Raw genomic sequence first — 14,702 nt, forward strand, 5'->3', positions numbered from 1 at the left:
TGTGGCCTACCGTGGTCATATGCCGCTCTCTCGAGCCACCTCACCGGCCTCGCATCCGCTTCCCGAGCGCTGCGACTTCACCGTCTTCGGCGGCACCGGTGACCTCGCGCTGCGCAAGCTCCTGCCCGCGCTCTACCAGTGCGACCTCGAGGGCCGGCTCCCCGACGACACCCGTGTCGTCGCGGTCTCGCGGGCGTCGTACGACGACGAGGGCTACCGCTCGCTGGCGCGCGCCGCCCTCGCGGAGCACGGCCCCGGCGACGAGCAGGACCCGGCGGCGGTGGAGCGGCTCCTCGGTCGGCTCCACCACGTCACCCTCGACGTGACCGACGAGCACGACTGGCACCACCTCTACGGCGTGCTCAAGGACCGCGAGGAGTTCGCGAGCACCGTCCGCGTCTTCTACCTCGCCGTCGCGCCGCGGCTCTACGAGACGATCTGCGACCACCTCGGCCGCGGCGGCCTCGCCGCCGAGCCGGCGCGGGTGGTGCTGGAGAAGCCGATCGGCCACGACCTCGCCTCCGCGCGCCAGGTCAACGACGTGGTCGGCGGCGTCTTCGACGAGTCCCAGATCTTCCGGATCGACCACTACCTCGGCAAGGAGAGCGTCCAGAACCTCCTGGTGACGCGCTTCGCCAACACCTTCCTCGAGCCACTGTGGAACTCCCAGTGGGTCGACCACGTCCAGATCACCGTCTCCGAGACGCTCGGGGTCGGCGACCGCGGCGCCTACTACGACCAGGCGGGCGCGCTGCGCGACATGGTGCAGAACCACCTGCTCCAACTGCTCTGCCTCGTCGCGATGGAGCCGCCGATCGAGGTCGGCCGCGAGGACGTCCGCGATGAGAAGCTCAAGGTCCTGCAGGCACTCGCCCCGATGACCCCCGAGGACGTCGACCGCGACATCGTGCGGGGCCGCTACCGGGCCGGCCACGTCGAGGGCGAGTCGGTGCCGTCGTACGCCGACGAGGTCGGCGCCGACGAGTCGCTCACGGAGACGTTCGTCGCGCTGCGCACCGAGGTCCAGAACTGGCGCTGGGCCGGCGTCCCCTTCTACCTGCGCACCGGGAAGCGGATGGACCAGCGGCTCTCCGAGATCGCCATCGTCTTCAAGGAGCCGCCGACCGATGTCTTCCCGCACCGCGAGGGGCTGACCGAGCCGAACAAGCTGACCATCCGGGTCTCCCCCGACGAGGGCATGAAGCTCCATCTCACGGCGAAGGAGCCCGGCCCGGGCGGGTACCGGATGCGGCCGGTCTCACTGGACCTGAGCTACGCGACGGCGTTCGCGAAGCGCTCACCCGACGCCTACGAGCGGCTGCTCATGGACGTCATCCGCGGGATCCCGACGCTCTTCATGCGCCGCGACGAGGTCGAGGCTGCGTGGGCGTGGTGCGAGCCGATCCTGCGTCACTGGGAGTCCACGGGACTCCCGCCCAAGATGTATCCGGCAGGCTCTCAGGGCCCGTCAGCGGCCTTCACGCTCATCGAGCGCGACGGTCGCTCGTGGCAGGAGTACCTCCCGGAGTAGACGTCCGGTCGGCCGGCGTACGAGGGGGATGCCGGCCGGCCGACGGAGCCCGCGCTCAGCCGGCCGGCGTACCGCGTCGGAAGCACGCGGGGTCGTGCGGGTCGAAGATGCCGATCGCCTGCATGAGCGCGTGCATGGTCGTGGGCCCCACGAACACGAAGCCGCGCCGCTTGAGCGCCTTGGAGAGCGCCACGGACTCCGGCGAGATCGTCTCGGCGGGGTCGACGGCACGCTCGGGCGCGAAGGAGAGGACGAGGTCCTCGAGCCCGCCCTCGTCGCGCAGCGCGACTGTCGCACGCGCGTTGGTCACGGCGGCGGCGATCTTGAGCCGGTTCCGGACGATGCCCGCGTCCTGCATCAGCCGGGCCTGGTCCGACTCGTCGTAGGCCGCGACCGCCTCGGCATCGAAGTCCTTGAACGCGGCCCGGAACGCTGGCCGCTTGGCGAGGATGGTCGACCACGACAGCCCGGACTGGAACGCCTCGAGCGTGAGCCGCTCGAGATACGCCGCCTCGCCGCTGACCCGGACGCCCCACTCGCGGTCGTGGTAGTCCCTCATCGGGCCCGGGCCGCCTGCCCAGACGCACCTGGCCACGTCGTCGGTCCGGTCGTCGGTCATCCTGCCCCCAGCTCCCTTCCGGCCTGCTGCATCGCCTCGACGAGCCCGTCGGTCGCGGCGCCGGCGAACCTGTCGGCCGGCCCGGACACCGACAGGGCCGCCACGATACGTCCCGGTACGCCGACGGGTACGGCGACGCAGCGCACCCCGGTCTCCTGCTCCTGCTCGTCGACCGCCCACCCGCGCTCGCGGACACGGTCGAGCTCGACCGCGAACGCGTCGGGGTCGGTGATCGTCGCCGACGTACGCGACGCCAGGCCGGTGCGACGGAGCAGGGCGGCCGCCCGGTCGCGTGGCAGCGCGGCGAGCAGCACCTTGCCGACGGCGGTGGAGTGCGGCGGCACGTGGCGGCCGACCTCGGCGAACATGCGCAGCGTGTGGGGCGAGGAGACCTGGCCGACGTAGACCACGTCGTCCCCTTCGAGCACGGCCAGGTTGGCGGTCTCCCCCGAGAGCCGAACGAGGTCGGCGAGGAAGGGGCGGGCGCTGCGGACCAGCGCCCGCTGGGCGGCGTCGGCCAGCTGGAGGGCCCCGGTGCCGAGCGAGTAGCGGCGCGACCCGTCCCGGCGTACGAACCCGCGGGCGTGCAGCCCCTGCAGCAGCCGGTGGACGGTGCCGGGCGCCAGGCCGGTCCGGTCGGCCAGCTCGCCCACGCCGAGGGTGCCCTCGGCGTGGGCGAGCGTCTCGAGGAGGTCGAGGGCACGGTCGAGCGACTGCACCGTCCCCGCGGGACGTCCCCCGACCTCCTGCACCATGGGCCCGAGCCTACGGAACCATCCAGCCGAGGACGCCGGTCGCCTGGAGCCCGACGAGGACGCACATGAAGGCGACGAACACGACACTCCAGCCGACGACCTTCCGGAAGATGTCGCCCTCCCGGCCGGCCAGGCCGACCGCGGCCGCGGCGATCGCGAGGTTCTGCGGGCTGATCATCTTGCCGAGGACGCCGCCGGAGGAGTTGGACGCCGCCATCAGCAGCTCGTCCAGCCCGGCCTTGGACGCGGTCTGCACCTGCAGCGCCCCGAACAGCGCGTTGGCCGAGGTGTCCGAGCCGGTCACCGCGACGCCCAGCCAGCCGAGCAGCGGCGAGAGCACGGCGAACGCCCCGCCCGCGCCGGCCAGCCACGCGCCGAGCGAGGCGGTCTGTCCGGAGAGGTTCATGACGTACGCCAGCCCGAGGACCGCCATCACGGTGATGATCGCGGAGCGCAGGTCCCAGTACGTCTTCCCGTAGGTGCGTACGGCGGTCGCCGGCTTGATCCGCAGGATCGCCGTCGTGATCAGGCCCGAGATGAGCAGGATCGTTCCGGCGGCGGGCAGCCAGTTGATGTTGTAGACCGTCGTCGACACCGGGTCGCCGGCGGTGTTGAGCACGTGCAGGCCGGGCCAGTTCGCGGGATGGGTGAACGGCTCCTTCGCCAGCTGGTCCTTGATCGCGGTGATGTTGGTGACGACGAACAGCACGATGATGACGACGTACGGCGCGTAGGCGAGCATCACGTCGCGGCGGCTGTCCACGGGGCCGGTGTCGGCGGTGCCGGAGCCGGCGGTGCCGGAGCCGGCGCCGCTGGATCCGCCCGGTCCGGCAGCGCCCCGGGGGACGGTCGCTGTCGTCGTACCTCCGCCGGCGGAGCCGGAGACCGCGACGGCCTCGGTCACGGTGACGACGGCGTCGGAGTCGCGCGGCGTGGGCGCATGGACGGTCGGGGCGGTGACCAGCTCACGCGCCTGCCAGACGCGCAGGAACCCGACGAGCACGAGTGCCGAGAAGAGCGAGGCGACGATGTCGGCGAGGGTGACGGAGATGAAGTTGGAGGAGACGTACTGCCCCACGCCGAACGCCACGCCCGCCACGACCGCCGGCAGCCAGCACTGCCGCAGGCCGCGGCGGCCGTCGACGATGAAGACCAGCGCGAGCGGCACGAAGATCGCGAGGATCGGGGTCTGTCGGCCGACCATCGAGCCGATCGTGTCGACGCTGAGCCGCGGGTCGGTGCTGGCCCCCGAGGCGACCGAGGACAGCGTCGTGATCGGGACCGCCATCGCGCCGAAGGCGACCGGGGCGGTATTGGCCACCAGGGCGACGGTCGCCGCCTTGAGCGGCCGGAACCCGAGGGCCATCAGCATGACGACGGTGATCGCCACCGGCGTGCCGAACCCGGCCAGCGCCTCGAGCAGCGCGCCGAAGCAGAAGGCGATGATGACCGCCTGGATCCGCTGGTCCGGGCTGACCTTCGCGAAGGTTCGCTGCAGCACGGCGAAGTGCCCGGTGGCGACAGTCAGGTTGTAGACCCAGATCGCGTTGACGACGATCCACAGGATCGGGAAGAAGCCGTACGCCGCGCCCTCGCTGCCCGCGAGCAGCGCCTGGGTCGTGGGCATGCTGAAGGCGGTGATCGCGATGATCACGGCCACCACGAGGGCGATGACGCCGGCAAGCCAGGCGCGTACGCGCAGGCCGCCGAGGAGGACGAACAGCACGATGAGCGGGATCGCACCGCACAACGCGCTCAGCCCGAGCGATCCGCCGACCGCCTCGAGATCTTGCTGGAACATGTCGACTCTCCGATGAGGATGTCCCCCGTCGCGGGGGGTGGGGGTTACGCGGGAGTGGTGGACCGAGCAGACCTCAGCCGGTCGGGAGCGAGGCCGTGGATCGAGGCGTCGAGGACCTCGACCAGGTGGGCCATGCCCATGGAGTGCCCCCGCGCCGCGATCGCGGAGGTCACCTGGAGCAGACAGCCGGGGTTGGCGGTGACGAGCACCTCGGCGCCGGTGTCGACGATGGTGGCGGCCTTGCGCTCCCCCAGCTCGCCGGCCGCCTCGGGGTGGAGGATGTTGTAGATCCCCGCCGAGCCGCAGCACAGCTCGGGGTCCGCGATCTCGCGCAGCTCGAGCCCGGGGATGCCGGCGAGCAGCCGCCGCGGCTGCTCGCGCACGCCCTGGGCGTGGGCGAGGTGACAGGCGTCGTGGTAGGCCACGGTGAGCGGCAGCGGGTGCCGCTGCGCCCGGGGACCCAGGTCATCGAGGAGCTCCGCGATGTCGAGGACCCTCTCTTGGAAGCGCACCGCCCGCTCGGCGTACACCGGGTCGTCCGAGAGCAGCCGGGCGTAGTCCTTCAGCGTCGACCCGCAGCCGGCGGCGTTGATGACGACGCGCTCCACGCCCGCGCGCTCGAAGGTGTCGATCACCCGGCGCGCGTAGCGCTGCGCCTCCTCCTCGCGGCCGTTGTGGACCGAGAGGGCGCCGCAGCAGGACTGGTGGGGAGGTACGACGACGTCGCAGCCTTCGGCGGCGAGGACCCGTGCGGTGGCCGCGTTGACCTCGGGGAAGAAGGCACCCTGGACGCAGCCGGTAATCAGGCCGACCGTCGTACGCCGCTCGCCGACGGCCGGGATGCGCTCGGGGAGCCGCTCGGTCGGCGCCAGCGGCGGGGTCAGCCGCTCCATCGCTGCGAGGTGCGGCGCGAGCCGGTCGAGGAGGCCGGTCTTCCGCAGCCGGCGGTCGAGACCGGTGCGCTGGAGCGCGCGGAGCGGGCCGCGGAGCGTCTTGAGCAGCCGCGGATGCGGGAAGAGCGCGAAGATCAGCGCCCGCAGCGCCCTGTCCTTCGCGGGCCGGTCGTGGACCCGCTCGACCTGCGCCCGGGTCTGCTCGATGAGGGTGTCGTACCTGACCCCGCTCGGACACGCCGTCACGCACGACATGCAGCCGAGGCAGTTGTCCCAGTGCTCGACCATCGCGCCGTCGAGCGGCGCGCCCTCGAGGCCCTCCTTCATCAGGTAGAGCCGACCGCGGGGGCTGTCCATCTCCTCGCCCCACAGAACGTACGTCGGGCAGGTGGGCAGGCAGAACCCGCAGTGCACGCAGTCGCCGAGGAGCGCCGCGTCGGGCGGGCGGTGGTCGTCGAAACCGCCGGCACCGTAGGTCACGGGGTCGGTGATCGAGCCGGCCTGCTCGCCGGGCCGGCTCCCGGGGTCGATCGCGGTCATCAGATGCCTCCTACGAAGCGGCCCGGGGCCAGCCGGTGGTCGGGGTCGAACTCGTCCTTGACCCGCTGCATCAGGCCGAGCGCCGGCACCGGCCCCCACACGTCGACGGCCTGCTTCACCGCCGCCGGTGCGTCGAGCACGACGAGGCTGCCGTGGTGGTGCGCGCAGACACCGCGGAGCCGCTCGACGGTCGCCGAGATCTCCACCGGGTCACCGGCCGGCAGCGCGGCGTACACGACCCCGGCACCGGCCGACCCGCTCACCTCGAGCCCCTCGGCCGCGGCGAGTACGTCGGCGAGCCCCGAGAGCCGGAAGGTGAGCTTCAGCGCGACGGCCCGGTCGCCGCCGGTCGAGGTCGGATCCCAGGGGTATGCGCCCCACCCGGAGGGCGGGGAAGCGGACTCCGCGGTGGCGTCGCCGAGCAGCCGGCGTACGACGTCGGCGCGGCCCTCGACGCCGTCCGGCCGCCCCTCGAGGAGGACCGTGAGCGACGAGTCCCTGCCCAAGCTCACCTCCACGGCGGCCGGCACCACCTGCGCGTGGATCACCGCCTGGGCCAGCTCCTGCGCCTCCTGCGGCGACCCGACCGGGACGGTGAGCCAGCGCCGCAGGGCGGGGACGGGGTGCAGCCGGAAGGTCGCCTCCGTGACGACGGCCAGGGTGCCGAAGGAGCCGACGAGCAGCTTGCCGACGTCGTAGCCGGCGACGTTCTTGACCACCTTCCCGCCGGCCTTCGCCACGACCCCGTCGGCGCGGACGAAGGTGACCCCGATGAGCAGGTCGCGCATCGTGCCGGCGACCAGTCGGCACGGGCCGCTGGCGTTGGTGGCCAGCGTCCCGCCGACGGTGGCGCCTGGCACGGTCTCGTCGACGAGGAGGCGCTGGCCGGCCGTTCCGACCTGCTCCTGGAGCCGGGCGAGCGGGGTGCCGGCCTGGGCGGTGGCGATCAGGTCGCCCGCCTCGTGCTCGACGACCCGGTCCATCCCGGAGAGGTCGAGCAGGACGTCGGCGGAGGTCGGCGGGAGGCCCCAGGTCAGCTTCGTGCCCGCTCCGCGGGGCACGACGGTGAGGCCTGCGGCGGCCGCCTTGCGCACGACGTCAGCGACCTCCTCGGTGGTCCTCGGCCGCTCGACCGAGCCCGCGGTGACGCCGTCGACGACAGCCCCGGCCACTCAGAACACCTCCGCCAGGCCGGCCTCCTGCAGCGGGTGGACGCCCTTGCGCCGCCCGGGCGCCTCACCGCACAGCCGCGGGGTCGGGAAGACCTTGCCGGGGTTGGAGACGTGGTCGGGGTCGAACGCGCACCTGACCAGCTGCATGGTGTCGAGGTCGTCCTCGCCGAACATCCGGGCCATGTAGGGCGCTTTGTCGTGGCCGACGCCGTGCTCACCGGTGATCGACCCGCCGTGCTCGATGCAGAGGTCGAGGATCGCCCGGCTCACCTCCTCGGCGGCCTCGCCCGCGCCCTCGACGGCGTCGTCGAAGAGCACGAGCGGGTGGAGGTTGCCGTCGCCGGCGTGGAAGACGTTGGCGACGCGTACGCCGGACTCCCGCGACAGCTCGGCGATCCGGGCGAGCACCTCGGGCAGCGCCGTACGCGGGATGACGCCGTCCTGGACGATGTAGTCCGGGCTGATCCGGCCGACCGCCGCGAACGCCGACTTCCGGCCCTTCCAGATCAGTGCACGCTCGGCGGCGTCGGTCGCGGTCCGCACCTCGAAGGCGCCGTTGTCCTGGCACAGGCGTACGACGTCGGCGTACTCCGCCTCGCAGTCCGACGACGGCCCGTCGAGCTCGACGACGAGCACCGCCCCGGCCCCGGCCGGGTAGTGGCACTGGACCGCCGCCTCTGCGGCCTCGATGGCGAGCGCGTCCATCATCTCGATGGCGGCGGGCACGACGCCAGCGCCGATGATCGCGGAGACCGCCGCCCCCGCCCGGTCGGTGGAGTCGAAGCCGGCGAGCACGGTGACGACGTGCTCGGGCAGCCGGGTCAGCCGGACGGTCACCTCGGTGACGATCCCGAGCGTCCCCTCGGAGCCGACGACGGCGCCGAGCAGGTCGTAGCCGGGGGTGTCGGGCGCGTCACCGCCGAGCCGGACGACCTCGCCGTCGGGCGTCACCATCTCCACGCCTATGACGTGGTTGGTGGTGAAGCCGTACTTGAGGCAGTGCGCCCCGCCGGAGTTCTCCGCCACGTTGCCGCCGATCGAGCAGACCTGCTGCGAGGACGGGTCGGGCGCGTAGTAGTAGCCGTACGGCGTGGCCGCGCGCGTCACGTCGAGGTTGATGACGCCCGGCTCGACGACGGCCCGCTGGTCCTCGCGGCGTACCGCCCGGATCGCGCGCTGGCGCGAGGTCACGATCAGGACCCCCTCGGCGACCGGCAGCGCCCCGCCGGAGAGGCCGGTGCCGGAGCCGCGGGCGACGTACGGCACGCCCAGCTCGCTGCAGGCGCGCACGATCGCCGCGAGCTGGTGCACGTCCTCGGGGATCACCACCAGTCCCGGAGTGACCCGGTAGTGGGCCAGGCCGTCGCACTCGTAGGTGCGCAGCCTCGCCCGGTCGGTGATGACCGCCTCGGCCGGGAGCAGCTCCCGGGCCCTGGCCGTCACGTGCTCGAGGGGGGTCACGGCATGCGCTCGTAGGCGGGCAGGGTGAGGAACTCGGCGTACTCGTCGGCCAGCGACAGCTCCGTGAACGTCGCCCTCGCCTCGGCCCACTTCCCGCCGCTGGTGTCGGTCCGCTCGCCGATCGCGGCCATCTCCTCCTCGATCAGCCGCTCCACCAGCTCGCGCGTGACCGTCTCGCCGTTGGACAGGCGTACGCCGTTGTGGAGCCACTGCCACACCTGGCTGCGGGAGATCTCCGCAGTGGCGGCGTCCTCCATCAGGTTGTTGATGCCGACCGCGCCCATGCCGCGGAGCCAGGACTCGAGGTACTGGATACCGACCGAGATGTTGCTCCGCAGCCCCTGCTCGGTGATCTCGCCGGGTGTCGACTTCACGTCGAGCAGCTGCTCCGCGGTGACGTGGACGTCCTCGCGGAGCTTGTCGAGCTGGTTCGGCCTGTCGCCGAGGACCCCGTCGAACACCTCCCGGCACGCCTGGACCATGCCGGGGTGGGCGACCCAGGAGCCGTCGAAGCCGTCGCCCGCCTCGCGGGTCTTGTCCTCGGTCAGCTTCCGGAACGCGATCTCGTTGACCTCCGGGTCCTTGCTCGGGATGAAGGCCGCCATCCCGCCGATCGCGTGGGCGCCGCGCTTGTGGCAGGTGCGCACGAGCAGCTCGGTGTAGGCCCGCATGAACGGCACGGTCATCGTGACGCTGTTGCGGTCGGGCAGCAGGAACTCCGTGCCGCGGGTGCGGAAGCACTTGATGACGCTGAACATGTAGTCCCAGCGGCCGGCGTTGAGCCCCGCCGAGTGGTCGCGCAGCTCGTAGAGGATCTCCTCCATCTCGAAGGCCGCCGGATAGGTCTCGATGAGCACCGTCGCCCGGATGGTGCCGCGCGGGATGCCGAGGAAGTCCTGGGCGAGGTTGAAGGCGTCGTTCCACAGCCGCGCCTCGAGGTGGGACTCCATCTTCGGCAGGTAGAAGTACGGGCCCCGCCCGCCGTCGAGCTGCAGCTGCCCGCAGGTGGCGAGGTAGAGCGCGAAGTCGAGCAGCCCGCCCGACGTACGCGCTCCGTCGACGAGAACGTGCTTCTCCGGCAGGTGCCATCCGCGCGGGCGTACGACGATCGTCGGCTGCTCCTCGGCGGTGACCTCGTAGTGCTTGCCGCTGGCCGGGTCGTCGTACGTGACGGTCCCCCGTACGGCGTCGAGCAGGTTGAGCTGGCCCTGCACGACGTTCTCCCACAGCGGGGTGTTGGCGTCCTCGTGGTCGGCGAGCCAGACCTTCGCCCCCGAGTTGAGCGCGTTGATCGTCATCTTCCGCTCGGTCGGGCCGGTGATCTCGACCCGCCGGTCGACCAGCCCCGCTGCCGGCGGCGCCACCCGCCAGGACGGGTCCTCGCGGACGTCCTTGGTCTCCGGCAGGAAGTCGAGCGTCCCGCCGGCAGCGAACTCGCGGATCCGCTCGCCCCGCCGCACCAGAAGCTCCTGGCGGCGGCCGTCCAGCTCGCGGTGGAGCAGCGCCACCAGCTCGAGGGCCCGCGGCGTCAGCACCTCCTCGAAGCGGTCCTGCAGCGGCCCGGTGATCTCGACGCCGTCCGGAATGCCTGCGATCTGAACCATCGCCCCTCGATTCCGCATCGTGGAAAGTACCTTCTGCTGCTTGGAACATTAGGGATGCGGCAGCCGGAGGGCAAGGGTATCGAGTGATGTGCGTCACGCGGATCGGTCGGGCATGCCACGGACGGACGGCGCGGGCTCCGCCTCCCTGGTCGGAGCCCGCGCCGCGTGGTCACCCGCGCATCAGACTCCGAGGCGCAGCGCGCCGAGGATCTGGTTGAGCAGGTTCGACAACTTCCCGAGCAGGCCGCCCAGACCACCGTCGAGGAGACCGGCCACGGCACAGAGCAGGTTGCCGAGGAGGTTCCCCGCGCCCGACTGCGCCACGATGTTGAGCACCACGCGGTCGAGGTGCACCTGGAGCCCGAGCAGGTCGAGGTCGAGAGGTCCGAGGACCAGGTTGAGGACGTTGCAGGCCGGCACGGCCGCCGCGGTCCGGCCGGCGATCGGCCGGGTGGAGATCGGCGTACCGCTGATCGACTTCACCCGCAGGGTCCGCATCGCGGAGAAGGTGACGACCCGACCGTTGGCCCTGTGGACGACGCCGTTGATGAGGCCGCGCACTCGGACGTGACCGTTCTTCCTGGAGAAGTGCAACGGGATGAAGACACCTGTCACCGGACGGCCGGACTTGGTGTGGCCGACCACACGGGATCCCAGGGATCCGCGGGGGCTCTTGGCGATCTTCCGCGCGACCGGCGCGGAGAGCTTCGCCGTGTGGACGGTCGTCTGCGAGGCGGCGCTCCGAGTGGCGTCGGCGGCGCCGACCCAGGTGAGGGTCAGGGCGACGGCGAGCGCGACGAGGATCGCGAGGGACGGACGGAGCATGGGTTTCATGGGTTCTCCCGGGATCGAGGCGGACTTGCTCCTTCGTCCCCGCCATGCCATCGCGTTAACGGAGTGTTACATCGGCTCGGACACGTCGAGCGGCCGCACCCGCGCGCGGAGGCGGCGCAGCCCGCGGTGGTGGGCGACCCGGACCGCGCCCTCCGAGATGCCGAGCATCCGCCCGGTGGTCGCCACATCCAGCCCGATCACGTCGAGGCAGGCCACCACCTGGGCCTCGCGCACGGGCAGGTGGACCAGGAGATGGCGGGTGGTGTCGGCGGCCTCGGCCTCCGCGGCGCGATCCTCGATCGTCCCCCACACCGCCTCGCTGTCCGACTCGACGGCCAGCGGGAAGGTCCGCCGCCGCTGCGCCGTACGTCGTCTGCCGGCCGAGACCCGGTAGCCGATCCGGAAGAGCCACGCGGCGAAGCACCGCTCGTCACCCACGAAGCAGCCGATCTTCGTCGCGGCGACGAGCCAGGCCTCCGCCGCCAGGTCCTCGGCGGTGCGCGACGCGTCGCCCGAGGGCATCGTCCTCAGCCACTGCACCAGTCGAGGGTCGTAGCGGGCGAAGAGCGCCGCCCAGGCCTCCTCGTCTCCGTCACGAGCGCGCGCGACGACATCACATCCTGCTCCCCGGCGCATCGCAGCTCCCTCCCCGATGGCACCTGTCGGGAGCCTCTGTGCCCGGTCGGGCGGACCGCTAAGCCTGCTCCGGGGGTCGTACGGTCGCCGCCGCGGAGACGGCCGCGGCGGATGGGGTCCCTACGATCGCGAGCGGAGCCGCGCGTTGGGCAGCGGCGGTGCGGGGATCGGACGCTGGTGGTTGCCGGCGACGACCCCGAAGCGGCCGTTGCGCACGTCCTGGGAGTCGCCGACGACCTTGCCGTCGCGAGTGATCTGGTCCTGCCACTCCTGCCGGTAGGCGACGACCTCCTCGTGGCTGCGGCCGACGAAGTTCCACCACATGACGATCGACTCGCCGAACGGCGGTCCGCCGAGGAGCAGCAGCCGGGTCTTCTCGGTCGCCTCCAGCGTGAGCGTCTCCGAGCCCGGCGGTGTGTAGGCGAGCGAGTCCTTCTTGACCAGGCTCGCGTGGTGGCCGTCGACACCGACCGCGACGGAGCCGGTGTCGACGAGGACGCCGTGCTCGTACGTCGGGTCGACCGGCAGCTCCACGATGACGCCGGGCTGGATCAGCAGCTCGGCGCCGAGCAGCGGGGTGAACGTCTCGACCGGCGACGTCTCGCCGAGCAGCGAGCCGAGGAAGACGCGCACCTGCCAGCCGGTGCCCTTGATCGGCTCCGGCTTGTGGTGGGCGAACATCGGCGGCGTATCACGCGCCTCGTCCGGCAGGGCGACCCAGAGCTGCGCGCCGTGGAGGACCGGGTTGCCGCCCTCGAGCGTGTTCTCGGAGTGGCTGATCCCGCGACCGCCGGTCATCAGGTTGACCTCGCCGGGGACCACCATAGCGACGTTGCCGGCGCTGTCGCGGTGCTCGATCTCGCCGGTGAACAGCCACGAGACCGTCTGCAGCCCGGTGTGGGGATGGGGCGGTACGACCATGCCGCCGGTCTCGGCGACGTTGTCCGGTCCGTAGTGGTCGAGGAAGCACCACGCCCCGATGAGCGAGCGCTCCCGGGACGGGAGGGTCCGGCGTACGTTCATGGCCCGGGGGCCGCCGAGAGGGACGTCGCGCGGACCGATGATCTGGACCTCGGTCCCCTCCTTGCCCTCGCAGACGACCTCCGTGGGGCGGGTCTCCAGATTGGTCATGCCGGTCACGGTACTCCGGCTCGATGGTCAGAGGTCGCGCCGACCGAACGCGACGGCGCCGGCGGCGCCGACGAACACCAGGTACACCACGATCCACGGCAGCAGCAGCGGACCCGCGTCGTGCGATCCGCCGAGCGGGCCGAGCTGGACGATCGCCCCGGTGACCCCGGGGATGTCCTGCACGAGCAGCCTCAGGGCGTCGCGGTACAGCGCCTCGAAGGGGAGGGCCCACGAGGCCACGTTGGCGATCGTCTGCAGCGTGTGCGAGTTCAGGGCGTCGCCGATCGATCCCAGCAGCCCGGCCAGCAGCCCGGCACCGAACACCATGAGCACGCCGATCCCGTTAGCGGTCGCGGTGAGGAAGATCGAGCCGAGCAGGGACAGCGCGGCGACGACGACCACCCCGAGCATGAGCCGCAGTCCGGCGGCGACCGGGTGGTCGGGCCACCAGTGGCCCGCGATCCCGGTCACGACGACGGCCGCGGCGTAGACGATCCCGACGTACGCGAAGGCGACCACCGCGGCGGCGAGGAAGCGTCCCGCGAGGTACTGGTTGCGCCCGAGCGGGCGGACGATGAGCGGCTGCAGCAGGCCGGTGTCGGCGTCGCCGCGCACCGCGGAGAGGGTGAGGAAGACGGCCAGGACGGCGCCGAGGAACAGGGTGCCGAACATCGCCAGACCGAGCAGCGTGGCGCCGGCCAGCGTCCGCGCGTCGAGCCCGAACCTGTTGCCGCCGAACCCCGCGACGTCCTTGAAGAGCTCGGTGGCACCCCAGGTGTAGAGCGCGCCGAAGCAGACCGTCAGTACGACGACGACGAGGAACACACGGCGCCGCAACGACTCACGCAGCGCCTGACCGGCGACGAGGAGCACGCCGCTCACCGGCGCTCCACCGCCGCCAGGTAGGCGTCCTCCAGCGTCGAGCGCACGATCTTGACCTCGTAGATGCGCTCGCCCGCGGCGACGAGACGCTCCACGATCGCCGGCACCTCGTCGCGGGTGGCGCCGTCGAAGCGCCGGGTGCCGGTCGCGGTCTCGACCTCGACACCGCTCGGTCGCGCGAGCTCGTCGGGGCGCCCCGCCGCCAGCAGCTCGCCGCGGTCGATGATCGCCACGCGGTCGCACACCCGCTCGACCTCGCTGAGCAGGTGCGTGTTCAGCAGCACCGCCACGCCACGGCGGCGCAGCTCCTCCAGCAGGTCCCGCACCACGCGGCGCCCCGCCGGGTCCAGCGCGCTCGTCGGCTCGTCGAGGAGGAGCAGCCGCGGGTGGCCGATGAGCGCCTGCGCGATACCGAGGCGCTGCTGCATGCCCTTCGACATCGTCTCGACCCGCCGGTCGGTCGCGTCGGTCAGCCCGACGAGCGTCAGCAGCTCGGTCCGCTCGGTCGCGCCGCCGTCCGACCCCGCCAGGCGCTGGTGCAGGCGCAGCAGCTCGTCGGCGGTCGCCCAGCCGGGGAAGCGGAAGAGCTCGGCCAGATAGCCCAGCGCGCGGCGGGCGGGCGGCGAGCCCGCCGGAGCCCCGCAGATGCGTACGCCGCCCGCCGACGGTCGCACGAGCCCGCACGCGGCCTTCACCAGCGTCGACTTGCCCGCGCCGTTGGGCCCCAGCAGCCCGACCAGCTCGGCCTCGGCCACCTCGAGGTCCACCCCACGAAGCGCCTGGGTCGCGCCGTACCGCTTGGCCAGTCCGCTGGCCTCGAGCGCGAGCGTCACGGCGAACTGC

13 protein-coding genes are annotated in these 14,702 nt (G+C 72.3%); 1 reads left to right on the forward strand and 12 read right to left on the reverse strand.

All coding sequences use genetic code 11. The annotated features are described in order from the left end of the window. The first annotated feature begins 19 nt into the window (after positions 1–19). Positions 20–1,531, forward strand: coding sequence for a glucose-6-phosphate dehydrogenase (gene zwf / locus ABLE53_RS20895; protein WP_348861080.1), 1,512 nt, complete (start codon positions 20–22; stop codon positions 1,529–1,531). A 55-nt stretch (positions 1,532–1,586) separates the two neighbouring features. Here the strand turns inward: zwf and ABLE53_RS20900 are convergent, their stop codons facing one another. The 12 genes from ABLE53_RS20900 to ABLE53_RS20955 all read right to left on the reverse strand — a co-directional run bounded on the left by ABLE53_RS20900 (position 1,587) and on the right by ABLE53_RS20955 (position 14,692). Further along, complete coding sequence (locus ABLE53_RS20900) at positions 1,587–2,150, reverse strand: DNA-3-methyladenine glycosylase I (RefSeq protein ID WP_348861081.1); 564 nt, start codon at positions 2,148–2,150, stop codon at positions 1,587–1,589. Then, positions 2,147–2,905 carry an IclR family transcriptional regulator gene (locus ABLE53_RS20905; protein WP_348861082.1) on the reverse strand — a complete coding sequence of 253 codons (759 nt, stop codon included), beginning with the start codon at positions 2,903–2,905 and terminating at the stop codon, positions 2,147–2,149. The genes ABLE53_RS20900 and ABLE53_RS20905 overlap by 4 nt, the downstream gene beginning before the upstream one ends. Before the next feature lie 10 nt (positions 2,906–2,915). Then, positions 2,916–4,706 (reverse strand): L-lactate permease, encoded by a 1,791-nt coding sequence (locus ABLE53_RS20910; RefSeq protein WP_348861083.1) that lies wholly within the window; start codon positions 4,704–4,706, stop codon positions 2,916–2,918. A gap of 44 nt (positions 4,707–4,750) precedes the next feature. Continuing rightward, positions 4,751–6,139 carry a (Fe-S)-binding protein gene (locus ABLE53_RS20915; RefSeq protein WP_348861084.1) on the reverse strand — a complete coding sequence of 463 codons (1,389 nt, stop codon included), beginning with the start codon at positions 6,137–6,139 and terminating at the stop codon, positions 4,751–4,753. After that, the gene (locus ABLE53_RS20920; protein ID WP_348861085.1) at positions 6,139–7,311 is read right to left on the reverse strand and encodes an FAD-binding oxidoreductase; all 1,173 of its coding nucleotides are present in this window, start codon (positions 7,309–7,311) and stop codon (positions 6,139–6,141) included. Before ABLE53_RS20920 ends, ABLE53_RS20915 begins: the two co-directional genes overlap by 1 nt. Continuing rightward, positions 7,312–8,772, reverse strand: coding sequence for an FAD-linked oxidase C-terminal domain-containing protein (locus ABLE53_RS20925; protein WP_348861086.1), 1,461 nt, complete (start codon positions 8,770–8,772; stop codon positions 7,312–7,314). Continuing rightward, positions 8,769–10,376 (reverse strand): malate synthase A, encoded by a 1,608-nt coding sequence (aceB, locus tag ABLE53_RS20930; protein ID WP_348861087.1) that lies wholly within the window; start codon positions 10,374–10,376, stop codon positions 8,769–8,771. Before aceB ends, ABLE53_RS20925 begins: the two co-directional genes overlap by 4 nt. Positions 10,377–10,556: 180 nt before the next feature. Further along, the gene (locus ABLE53_RS20935) at positions 10,557–11,210 is read right to left on the reverse strand and encodes a hypothetical protein (protein WP_348861088.1); all 654 of its coding nucleotides are present in this window, start codon (positions 11,208–11,210) and stop codon (positions 10,557–10,559) included. A gap of 66 nt (positions 11,211–11,276) precedes the next feature. Then, on the reverse strand, positions 11,277–11,846 hold the full coding sequence (locus tag ABLE53_RS20940) for an RNA polymerase sigma factor (protein WP_348861089.1): 570 nt from the start codon (positions 11,844–11,846) through the stop codon (positions 11,277–11,279). Positions 11,847–11,966: 120 nt separating this feature from the next. After that, the gene (locus ABLE53_RS20945) at positions 11,967–12,977 is read right to left on the reverse strand and encodes a pirin family protein (RefSeq protein ID WP_348861090.1); all 1,011 of its coding nucleotides are present in this window, start codon (positions 12,975–12,977) and stop codon (positions 11,967–11,969) included. A gap of 27 nt (positions 12,978–13,004) precedes the next feature. Next, entirely contained in the window at positions 13,005–13,859 is an 855-nt protein-coding gene (locus ABLE53_RS20950; protein WP_348861091.1) for an ABC transporter permease subunit, read from the reverse strand. Further along, positions 13,856–14,692, reverse strand: coding sequence for an ABC transporter ATP-binding protein (locus tag ABLE53_RS20955; protein WP_348861092.1), 837 nt, complete (start codon positions 14,690–14,692; stop codon positions 13,856–13,858). The genes ABLE53_RS20950 and ABLE53_RS20955 overlap by 4 nt, the downstream gene beginning before the upstream one ends. Positions 14,693–14,702 lie beyond the last annotated feature (10 nt).

The organism is Nocardioides asiaticus, assembly GCF_040049175.1.
GTDB lineage: Bacteria > Actinomycetota > Actinomycetes > Propionibacteriales > Nocardioidaceae > Nocardioides > Nocardioides cheoyonin.

Coding starts and splice junctions, on each gene's coding strand:
- zwf (WP_348861080.1), top strand. CDS start 20: ATGCCGCTCTCTCGAGCCACCTCACCGGCCTCGCATCCGCTTCCCGAG.
- ABLE53_RS20900 (WP_348861081.1), bottom strand. CDS start 2,150: ATGACCGACGACCGGACCGACGACGTGGCCAGGTGCGTCTGGGCAGGC.
- ABLE53_RS20905 (WP_348861082.1), bottom strand. CDS start 2,905: ATGGTGCAGGAGGTCGGGGGACGTCCCGCGGGGACGGTGCAGTCGCTC.
- ABLE53_RS20910 (WP_348861083.1), bottom strand. CDS start 4,706: ATGTTCCAGCAAGATCTCGAGGCGGTCGGCGGATCGCTCGGGCTGAGC.
- ABLE53_RS20915 (WP_348861084.1), bottom strand. CDS start 6,139: ATGACCGCGATCGACCCCGGGAGCCGGCCCGGCGAGCAGGCCGGCTCG.
- aceB (WP_348861087.1), bottom strand. CDS start 10,376: ATGGTTCAGATCGCAGGCATTCCGGACGGCGTCGAGATCACCGGGCCG.
- ABLE53_RS20935 (WP_348861088.1), bottom strand. CDS start 11,210: ATGAAACCCATGCTCCGTCCGTCCCTCGCGATCCTCGTCGCGCTCGCC.
- ABLE53_RS20940 (WP_348861089.1), bottom strand. CDS start 11,846: ATGCGCCGGGGAGCAGGATGTGATGTCGTCGCGCGCGCTCGTGACGGA.
- ABLE53_RS20945 (WP_348861090.1), bottom strand. CDS start 12,977: ATGACCAATCTGGAGACCCGCCCCACGGAGGTCGTCTGCGAGGGCAAG.